This window comes from Plesiomonas sp. (assembly GCF_051652165.1).
GTDB lineage: Bacteria > Pseudomonadota > Gammaproteobacteria > Enterobacterales > CAMTGL01 > Plesiomonas.
In genome coordinates this window covers 41,977-50,185 of sequence record NZ_JBOFTR010000001.1, presented here as the reverse complement: position 1 = coordinate 50,185, position 8,209 = coordinate 41,977, and the positions used below count along the sequence as shown (strand labels likewise).

Here is an 8,209-nt window from a genome sequence, read left to right as displayed (position 1 = left end):
AACTGCCAGGCATCAAATTTAGTCATCTGCGCAAGCGGGTGAGCAACAGAATCGGTGGTGTGGTAGTTCAGTTGGTTAGAATACCGGCCTGTCACGCCGGGGGTCGCGGGTTCGAGTCCCGTCCACACCGCCACTGATTTAGGGGCGTAGTTCAATTGGTAGAGCGTCGGTCTCCAAAACCGAATGTTGGGAGTTCGAGTCTCTCCGCCCCTGCCAAAACAAAAAATCCAGCAGAGATGCTGGATTTTTTGCATTTAGCCTTTAACTCAAATAGAATATGTTTTTATTTTTAATTATCAATAAATATAGAGTTAAATAGGTAAAGCATTCGGTGTTTTAGCTATTTTCTTTTTTAATAGTTCTTATCAAATTACTGCGTCTCTATTCTCTATTCTCTATTCTCTATTCTCTATTCTCTATTCTCTATTCTCTATTCTCTATTCTCTATTCTCTATTCTCTATTCTCTATTCTCTATTCTCTATTCTCTATTCTCTATTCTCTATTCTCTATTCTCTTATCGTAAAAAATCAGTATCCAAGAATAATGTAGATTTCATTCCTTGAATGTTAGTGTGATATGTAGCCTTTGCTAGGATATTTGTTTATACAATGATATATGTAGGTCGGTATTTGAGATGAGGTGTGATTGGTTTAAGTAACAAAACAAATAAAAAAAGCAGGTTAAGTAAAGAGAGCGAATCATACTGTAAATTATTTGTTTTGTTAGTTATTAAAAGTGATGCAGATTATTTTAGGGTACGATTTATTTTTTATCTTTGACTTGTTCTGCTCGTTGTCTACGCATTTCCTTGGGATCAGCTAACAGCGGGCGGTAGATCTCTATACGATCACCATCACTGGCGTGGTCAGATAATTTGGCCATTCGACTGTAAATGCCGATACGATTTTTACGTAAATCAATATCTGGGCATAATTGTAAAATGCCAGAGCGTAAAATAATCTCTTCAAGTGTAGTTATGGCAGATACGGTCACAGATAACACGCGTTGTTTGTGAGGCAGAGCATAAACAACTTCAACTTGAATATCAGCCACTGTAGACCTCTTTTGCTCTTAGCGTAAATGATTGCACCATATTACTGGCCAGTTCTTTAAATACACGCCCGAATGCCATTTCAATCAACGTACTGGTAAACTCGAAATCAAGATGCAGTTCTACTTTACACGCTTGTTCACCGAGCGGGGTAAAGTGCCAGCCTCCGGTTAATTTACGAAATGGGCCGTCTACAAGATTCATTTGAATACGTTGGTTGATCAATAGGGTGTTTTTTGTAATAAATGTTTTGCTGATCCCTACTTTTGAAACATCAACGGCAGCTGTCATACTGTTTTGCTCTTGTGACAAAATGCGGCTGCCTGTACATCCCGGTAAGAAGTGGGGATATGCAGCCACGTCATTGACCAGTGTGTACATCTGCTCAGCACTGAATGGAACGAGCGCAGATCGACTGATCTGTGGCATGGTAGTACCTCATAACACTAAAAACGGCCTGATCATAACACTCAATTTCACACTCCTAAAGGCAGAGATGGCTCATTTCCCTTAAAAGGCGGTAGAATACAGATAGATGATAATGCCTTAGGCACATAAAGATTTAGGGTGCGCGAATGACAAAGAAAAATGCGAACAAGAAAGCAGGTTCAGCGACTATTGCACTAAATAAACGTGCTCGCCATGAGTTCTTTATCGAAAATGAAGTAGAAGCGGGTTTGTCTTTGCAGGGATGGGAAGTAAAGTCTCTGCGATCCGGAAAAGCGAATATTAGTGAAAGTTATGTGCTGTTAAAAGATGGTGAGGCTTATCTGTTTGGTGCAACGTTTAATCCATTATCTGTTGCATCGAGCCATGTTGTCTGTGATCCGACACGTACGCGTAAGTTATTACTCAAACAACGTGAGCTCGATACCCTGTATGGCAGTGTAAACCGAGAGGGTTATACTGTGATGGCATTAAGCCTGTATTGGAAAGGGCCATGGGTTAAGGTGAAGATTGGCCTAGCAAAAGGTAAAAAGCTGCATGACAAACGTGCAGATATTAAAGATCGTGAATGGAAGGTGGCAAAAGAGCGAATTATGAAACATGCTGGCCGCTAATTGATGATTAAATGCCTGAATTTAGCCAATAATAGTTGATGCGAGTAGTGATTTCTCTGGTATACTGGTTCTGTAAAACTTGGGGCTGATTTTGGATTCGACGGGATTGGCGAAACCCAAGGTGCATGCCGAGGTGCGGTAGGCCTCGTAAAAAAGCCGCAAAACATAGTCGCAAACGACGAAAACTACGCACTAGCAGCTTAATAACCTGCTTAGAGCCCTCTCTCCCTAGCCTCCTCTCGTAGGACCGGGATCAAGAGAGGTCAAACCAAAACGAGATCGCGTGGAAGTCTTGCCTGGGGCGGAAGCGTTAAATTTAATCAGGATAGTCGTTCAGTGGCGTGTCTGTCCGCAGCTGCTCGGTGAATGTAAAGACTAGACTAAGCATGTAGTACCGACGGTGTAGTAATTTCGGACGCGGGTTCAACTCCCGCCAGCTCCACCAAATAAAACAAAGGGTTACGTGAAAACGTAACCCTTTTGTTATATAAGTGGCGGCAAATTGGCGACAGGCAGCAAGCTGTAAATGCCGCCTACTACATACTTAAATCACTCATTGGGGCTGCTACATGGATGATATGCACTTTGTTTACATTAACGCACAGGGGTGTATTGCTGCCCATTCGATAGAAAATGTCAGTCACAGTGAAAGCTATACACAGGGCATATGTAAAAAAACACATAGTATAAAAACCTTCCGCAATGACCGCGTGCTCAAGCAATACAGCTCATCAGAGCAAGCCACTCAAGAATGTAATAAATTCCATCCTGAAAACTATTCTCATCTTATAAAAAAATCCGAGTCTAAACCGAAAACATTTGATGTTTGTTTTACTGGCTTTAAAAAAGCAGATAAAGATAGGCTGATAGGAATCGGTATTGCACGAGGTTTGACTATAAGAAGCTCTGTAACCCAGAACCTTCAAATGCTTTGTTGTGGGTACAACGCAGGGCCATCAAAAGTGACAGCCGCCAGAATGAATGGAGTCATAATCATTAATGAACTTGGCTTTATTCACTTTATTGATACTGGCGAGATTCCAGATGAATAAAACCATTTAAGATTTCCTAGCTTAAAAGTTCATGTGACCTTGGCCACTCTGGGTTGGGTGTGGTGGCACATTATTAACTAATACAGGTGTAACGATGAAACGTACTACGGTTTCATGAGTGACAAAAGTACTACCACAATGAACGCTCTGGCATTGGCAGTAACGTTCCTTCGTACTCTCTGTTACTTGAAAGCTACTTCTTGTGTGAGCCACATGCCCACATTTAGGGCAATTCATCATAGCTATCTCTCCAATATAATCTCATTTGGGTTTTATGTTATCTCATAATTCCCAAATGAGGTAGCTTTACTCCATACCTAAATCATCAATCATGACTTCTAGCTCTAATGCGTTTGTGTACCCGCTATCAGTGACTGAGTGCGCTACGGTTGTGAGTAACCACTTTGCTGTATCAATTTGTGTTTTAAACCCTGCAGTGATGACGGGCATTTCTGGGTAAATATCTGCACGCCCCTGTGCTAGTTGAATGCTGAGTGTTGCGACTCCGCGCTGTAACTTCTGCCACGCATTTTTTGCAGCTCGTGCCGCGTTCTCTTTGCTTGCATAGGTATGGCCCAGCACTAATACATTGTCTTCTGTGCCTACTAGGTAATCGCCTTGTTTTTCAGTTGTTTTTTTTGGTTTTGAGCTGGCCTTACGTTTTACTTTTACCTGCTCTTTTTTTTGCGGATCACGGGTGTTGAGCCAGTGGGCAATAACACCGGTATACGCATCTCTGTCAGCAATACTAAACCGGTGTGTATCCCCTTTTTTGCGGGTGAGCATCAGCGTTTGGAGTGGTTTTCCGCTGGCTGTTTGCCCTTGGCCTTGGCGTATAAAAAGCAGCTTACCACCTTTAACTGATGCTATAGCCCCTTCCTGTTTTGCCAGACGGGTTAAAAAGCTGCCATCTGATTCGTTGGTTTGATCAATGTGGGTGATGTGTATCTCGGCCATGATGCTATCTAGTGCAACATCGAGTTTGTTGCGTTTGGCGATGGTGGTGACAATATCGCCTAGCTTTATATTGTGATAAGAGGCATCACGTTTTAGATTTAATGTATCTCGAAAGTCTGCACTACTGGCGCGTATTATTAGCTTGTCTGGTGCGCCTGAGTGTTCAACTGCATCTACTGTAAAGCTGCCCTTTGGTGTGAGTGCTTGACCCTTCCACCCAAGGGCAAGGGTGATACTGACTCCACGGTTGGGTAGTTCTAGCATGCCGTCTGCATCGTCTAGCTCTATGTCTAGCATGTCGGCTTCAAAGCCTCTGTTATCTGTGAGTGTTAGTGATATCAGACGGCTTTCTATGTTGGTTGTTATGTCTTTTCCAGCTAGCGTTAAGCGGTATGCGGGGGTGTTGGAGTCATACAGCCAGTTTTGCCCGATCATAGTGTAACGCCCCCCGCTATTTGTGTTAGCTGTTCGGTTAGATTTCCGTACATGTCTGACAGTGATGCATCGGCCTGTTTTAATACGATTGTGAACTCAATTTGCCGCGCTGAACCATCTCTAAAAAACACTTTTTTTGTCTGGCTGATGCTATCAATTAAAAACATTCCGTAGATTGTTCCAGCGCCATCAAGCAACGACCATGCTTTACCTGTGTCGGCCATTTGCTCTAACGTCAGCATAGAGAAACGGCCACCGGTGAGTGCGGGGAACAGCGTGCCTGTTAGGGTGATAGTGTCATTGTCTGGCCCTAAAAACTGGGAAGATGGGCGGAGGCCAATTCGCCCATTGGTTGGATGTCGCCATGCTTTTTGTAACTGTAATTCTTGGTATGGCACAGTTTTTAGCATGAAGACGAATAGCCCGAGTGACAGCATCATAATTAAAACACCTCTCGATCACTGAACTGCCGACGCGCACGGGCTTGCTGTTTACGATCACGCTCGTCCATCGCCTGCATAACAATGCGTGCAATGTCTTGCGGTGACTGATTTGGCGCTGCATGAATGTGAATTTCTGTTTTTCCGGCACTGACTATCGGAGCATTGCGTTGAGCGGCTGGTGCTGCTGACTGTGTTTTGTATTCAGCTGCAGGCAAGCTAAATGGGTGCAGTGGTGCGGTAGCCGCAGGCACTGCGGCACTGAGACCGAGAGATGCAACGGCAGCCATGATTGCAGTTTGTTTTCGGCTGGTTATCCGCGCAGGGCCATTCACAAACTCTGGACCATATTCACCGGCAATGCCAAATTTACCGGATGGGATATAGCCACCGGAGTCGAATAGCCCAGCAAAGCCTGACTTTTTCGCCGTACTTTTTGGTATGGCTTGAGCGGTAGCAGCGGCAGGAATTGTGGGATTTGATTTCATCCAATCTGGTAGATAGCTAGAGAGTGACGCTAACTTTGCTTTCAGTGTTTCCCACTTTTCATTAATCCCTGACAATAGACTGTCAATCATTCCCCGCCCAGCCTCTACAAATTGAGCAGGCAATGCCTTTGCTCCTGCTACAATTTCAGTCCACTTGGTTGAAATTAGTTGTGTAATTGCGTTCCATGTTTGATGTGTCCACTGAGTGATACTTGCCCAGAGTGCTTTTATCTTAGGGCCTAACGTTTCCCAATTCTGCCAGATGTAAACGGCTGCAATTGCAATGGCAGTCAGCACCCCCAGTATAGGGTTAGCCAACATAACGCGGCCTAACCACATTATCGCTGTGCCGATAAACTGAATACCCTTCGCTAACCCACCGAGCATACTGATGATCCCTGGCAACTTTATACCTATCATAGCGAATGCCATCCGCATTATTGCCATAGGGCCAAATGCTGCGGCGACTGCTATAGCCATTGCACCAAAACCTGTTAATAGTACTGATATTGCTGCTGCCGTTTTTACCAACGTTGTGGCCAGCCGTGGGTTTTCATCAATGAATTGCCGAAATGATCCTGTTGCTCGTTTAGCCAACTCAATAACTTCGAGCAATGGGATACGCAGAGATTCCCCTAGAGAAGAAGAGGTGTTTTCAATACCTGTTTTTAGCAGGCGGGTTTGTGACGATAGTGAGTCTTTGTCTATATCTGACTCACGTTGCATAGAGCCTTTTGCGCCAGCTTTCTGTGTTAAGTCTAACTGACGGATAAATTCATCAATGTTCAGCGCCAGTTTTTGTGCATCATCACCGAACTCTTTACCAAATATTTGAGTCATTACCCCTAGTTGTCTTTCTTTTGATAGCCCTTTGATTCTCCCTAATACATCTTTGATGGTATCAACCGCATTATAGGCAATGCCTTTTTCTAGCTTTACAGCATCTAGACCAAGTGATTTTATTCCCTCTTTAAAACTCTTACTTTGTTGTGATGCGATACCTAGCTGACGCATCATTGCTTTGCTCGCCGTTGCTGCTACTTCAGGTGCTGCACCAAGTGATAAGAAAGTAGAGCCTAGTGCTGCCGCTTGTTTGTAGTCCATTTTGTCGGCAACATCGCCCATGCGCTGCATGACATTGATAATGTCCGCACCTTTAGACTGAGCGTTGTCATCTAAGTAGTTGAGCGTATCGCCTAAGTCCTCGATGTTTTTAATGGGAATTTTGTAGAGGAATGCGATTTTTCCGAGGTCTTCGGCCAACTGGTCTGCTGGCATTTCAAATGCTTTTGATGCTTTGGCTGAGACGGCAGCAAAGCTCAGAAGGTCTTTTTTCTGTTTTTCCCATGGGTCACTGTCTTTAGTGACGCCCATACGAGCACCACCTTCCACCAGTGATGCGATATCCATTGCACCATTTTGCATGGGTAGAATTTCACTTAACCGCTGAATTCCTTCTCGCATTTCATAATATTTTGTAGTTCGACCGCCTTTATCATTGAGCAGGCCATTAACTTGTTTAGCTACACCTTTCATTGAGTCTTCAATTGCACTGTTACTTTTTACTGCATTGAACGCTGGCATACCGACTGCAATACCTGCACCCATTGATGATGCACCGGCACCCGCAATACGATCCCGTACTTCTAGTGTTTTTCTATATTGGGATTTTATTGCCGACATCTTCCGCTGCATTTCTCCCGTTCGCTTTAGTTGGTCTTCTTGTCGTTCGAGGGCAGACGTGGAGGAGGTGACGCGTTCTTTTAGTTGCTTTTGTGCATCATTGAGTTTGCGTGTGTTGATTCCGGCATTAGATAAACCTTCCCGCTGTTTTTGCACCGAGATGCGCAGGCCGTTATAGGCTTGCTGTAAATCATTGGCACGGTCTTTTGCGTGTTGCAACAGCTTGGCTTGCTGGGCTGTTGGGTTGGCTGTTTGCTTAAACTGTATGGCGAGGGCAGAGGCTTCCTCTTTGGCTTTTTTTAAGTTCTGCGCAGTGACTGCAGCTTTGGCGCTGGTATCTCGAAATGCATCAATGAGTTTGCTTTGGTCATTGAGTTGTTTGAGTTGGTTTTTACTTTCTTTCACGACCGAAGCCAGCGACTTAACGCTGGATTGGGCCAGTTTCAATGGGCGGGTTATTTTGTCGACAGCGTTGAGCACGACTTGTAACCGTAAATTTCTATCACTCATTATTCGCTCCGCTGCGCAAAATGGCTTTGTGCCGCCACTCTAGTAATTCAGGCAATGACATATCGTTGGTGACATCGGGTGACCAGTGAAAGATGGTGGCGATGTCTGCCACCAAGTCTTCCACCATTAGGCTGTCTGGATATCTGATTTCACCCGATTCGGCAGCAAAAAAAAGACCACCTCCGCGCTTAACGTCATTAAATCGGCGGGGTCGAGTGTCATGACTTCTGCACGAGTCAGGGATGGGGTGGTTACGCGTGGTAGCACTAGCGTGAGGTTGTCGACATCCATTTCCATGAGTGCTTGCAAGCGGCAGCCACGCAGTGCGCCTGATTTTGGTTTACGCACTACAATTTGTGTGATGGTGGTGTTACCACGTTGGATCGGGGTTTCGAGTGTGACGGTTTTTTCAGTGATTTCACCGGAGGCAATATCCATTGTGATGTTGTCGTTTTGTGGTGTTGTCGGCTGAGTCATGTTTAATCCTGTTGTTTTGGTGATGCGCAGCAGTGACTGCGCATAAATAGGTTA

General features: G+C 44.6%; 10 protein-coding genes, 2 tRNA genes and 1 other RNA gene. 5 read left to right on the top strand and 8 right to left on the bottom strand.

Annotation, left to right across the window (positions count from 1 at the left end; genetic code table 11):
• Positions 1–56 precede the first annotated feature (56 nt).
• Positions 57–133: transfer RNA gene (locus ACRC53_RS00335), tRNA-Asp, on the top strand.
• A 7-nt stretch (positions 134–140) separates the two neighbouring features.
• A tRNA-Trp gene (locus tag ACRC53_RS00330) sits at positions 141–216 on the top strand.
• Between the two features lie 547 nt (positions 217–763).
• Here the strand turns inward: ACRC53_RS00330 and ACRC53_RS00325 are convergent.
• Both ACRC53_RS00325 and ACRC53_RS00320 read right to left on the bottom strand, forming a co-directional pair.
• Positions 764–1,054 carry an RnfH family protein gene (locus ACRC53_RS00325; RefSeq protein WP_438641597.1) on the bottom strand — a complete coding sequence of 97 codons (291 nt, stop codon included), beginning with the start codon at positions 1,052–1,054 and terminating at the stop codon, positions 764–766.
• Positions 1,047–1,481 (bottom strand): type II toxin-antitoxin system RatA family toxin, encoded by a 435-nt coding sequence (locus tag ACRC53_RS00320; RefSeq protein WP_438621723.1) that lies wholly within the window; start codon positions 1,479–1,481, stop codon positions 1,047–1,049. The genes ACRC53_RS00325 and ACRC53_RS00320 overlap by 8 nt, the downstream gene beginning before the upstream one ends.
• 146 nt (positions 1,482–1,627) lie before the next feature.
• Between ACRC53_RS00320 and smpB the strand changes: the two genes are divergently transcribed.
• The 3 genes from smpB (at position 1,628) to ACRC53_RS00305 (ending at position 3,165) form a co-directional block, all read left to right on the top strand.
• Positions 1,628–2,113 (top strand): SsrA-binding protein SmpB, encoded by a 486-nt coding sequence (gene smpB, locus ACRC53_RS00315; protein ID WP_438621722.1) that lies wholly within the window; start codon positions 1,628–1,630, stop codon positions 2,111–2,113.
• Positions 2,114–2,194: 81 nt separating this feature from the next.
• Positions 2,195–2,558: a transfer-messenger RNA gene (gene ssrA / locus ACRC53_RS00310) on the top strand.
• A gap of 124 nt (positions 2,559–2,682) precedes the next feature.
• On the top strand, positions 2,683–3,165 hold the full coding sequence (locus ACRC53_RS00305) for a hypothetical protein (protein ID WP_438641596.1): 483 nt from the start codon (positions 2,683–2,685) through the stop codon (positions 3,163–3,165).
• A gap of 21 nt (positions 3,166–3,186) precedes the next feature.
• On the opposite strand, the gene ACRC53_RS00300 is transcribed toward ACRC53_RS00305, so the two are convergent.
• From ACRC53_RS00300 to ACRC53_RS00275, 6 genes are all read right to left on the bottom strand, one after another.
• Positions 3,187–3,405: an ogr/Delta-like zinc finger family protein gene (locus ACRC53_RS00300; RefSeq protein ID WP_438641595.1), complete on the bottom strand. Its 219-nt coding sequence runs from the start codon at positions 3,403–3,405 to the stop codon at positions 3,187–3,189.
• 66 nt (positions 3,406–3,471) lie between these two features.
• Positions 3,472–4,557, bottom strand: coding sequence for a phage late control D family protein (locus ACRC53_RS00295; RefSeq protein ID WP_438641594.1), 1,086 nt, complete (start codon positions 4,555–4,557; stop codon positions 3,472–3,474).
• Positions 4,554–4,997 carry a phage tail protein gene (locus ACRC53_RS00290; protein ID WP_438641593.1) on the bottom strand — a complete coding sequence of 148 codons (444 nt, stop codon included), beginning with the start codon at positions 4,995–4,997 and terminating at the stop codon, positions 4,554–4,556. The genes ACRC53_RS00295 and ACRC53_RS00290 overlap by 4 nt, the downstream gene beginning before the upstream one ends.
• A gap of 2 nt (positions 4,998–4,999) precedes the next feature.
• Positions 5,000–7,678 carry a phage tail tape measure protein gene (locus ACRC53_RS00285; protein ID WP_438641592.1) on the bottom strand — a complete coding sequence of 893 codons (2,679 nt, stop codon included), beginning with the start codon at positions 7,676–7,678 and terminating at the stop codon, positions 5,000–5,002.
• Complete coding sequence (locus tag ACRC53_RS00280) at positions 7,671–7,805, bottom strand: GpE family phage tail protein (RefSeq protein ID WP_438621716.1); 135 nt, start codon at positions 7,803–7,805, stop codon at positions 7,671–7,673. The genes ACRC53_RS00285 and ACRC53_RS00280 overlap by 8 nt, the downstream gene beginning before the upstream one ends.
• The gene (locus tag ACRC53_RS00275; protein ID WP_438641591.1) at positions 7,805–8,155 is read right to left on the bottom strand and encodes a phage tail assembly protein; all 351 of its coding nucleotides are present in this window, start codon (positions 8,153–8,155) and stop codon (positions 7,805–7,807) included. Before ACRC53_RS00275 ends, ACRC53_RS00280 begins: the two co-directional genes overlap by 1 nt.
• Between the last annotated feature and the right edge of the window lie 54 nt (positions 8,156–8,209).

Excerpts from the sequence above, each read along its gene's own strand:
- ACRC53_RS00295 (WP_438641594.1), bottom strand. The coding sequence starts at position 4,557 with ATGATCGGGCAAAACTGGCTGTATGACTCCAACACCCCCGCATACCGC.
- ACRC53_RS00280 (WP_438621716.1), bottom strand. The coding sequence starts at position 7,805 with ATGGTGGAAGACTTGGTGGCAGACATCGCCACCATCTTTCACTGGTCA.
- smpB (WP_438621722.1), top strand. The coding sequence starts at position 1,628 with ATGACAAAGAAAAATGCGAACAAGAAAGCAGGTTCAGCGACTATTGCA.
- ACRC53_RS00285 (WP_438641592.1), bottom strand. The coding sequence starts at position 7,678 with ATGAGTGATAGAAATTTACGGTTACAAGTCGTGCTCAACGCTGTCGAC.
- ACRC53_RS00320 (WP_438621723.1), bottom strand. The coding sequence starts at position 1,481 with ATGCCACAGATCAGTCGATCTGCGCTCGTTCCATTCAGTGCTGAGCAG.
- ACRC53_RS00305 (WP_438641596.1), top strand. The coding sequence starts at position 2,683 with ATGGATGATATGCACTTTGTTTACATTAACGCACAGGGGTGTATTGCT.
- ACRC53_RS00290 (WP_438641593.1), bottom strand. The coding sequence starts at position 4,997 with ATGATGCTGTCACTCGGGCTATTCGTCTTCATGCTAAAAACTGTGCCA.
- ACRC53_RS00300 (WP_438641595.1), bottom strand. The coding sequence starts at position 3,405 with ATGATGAATTGCCCTAAATGTGGGCATGTGGCTCACACAAGAAGTAGC.
- ACRC53_RS00275 (WP_438641591.1), bottom strand. The coding sequence starts at position 8,155 with ATGACTCAGCCGACAACACCACAAAACGACAACATCACAATGGATATT.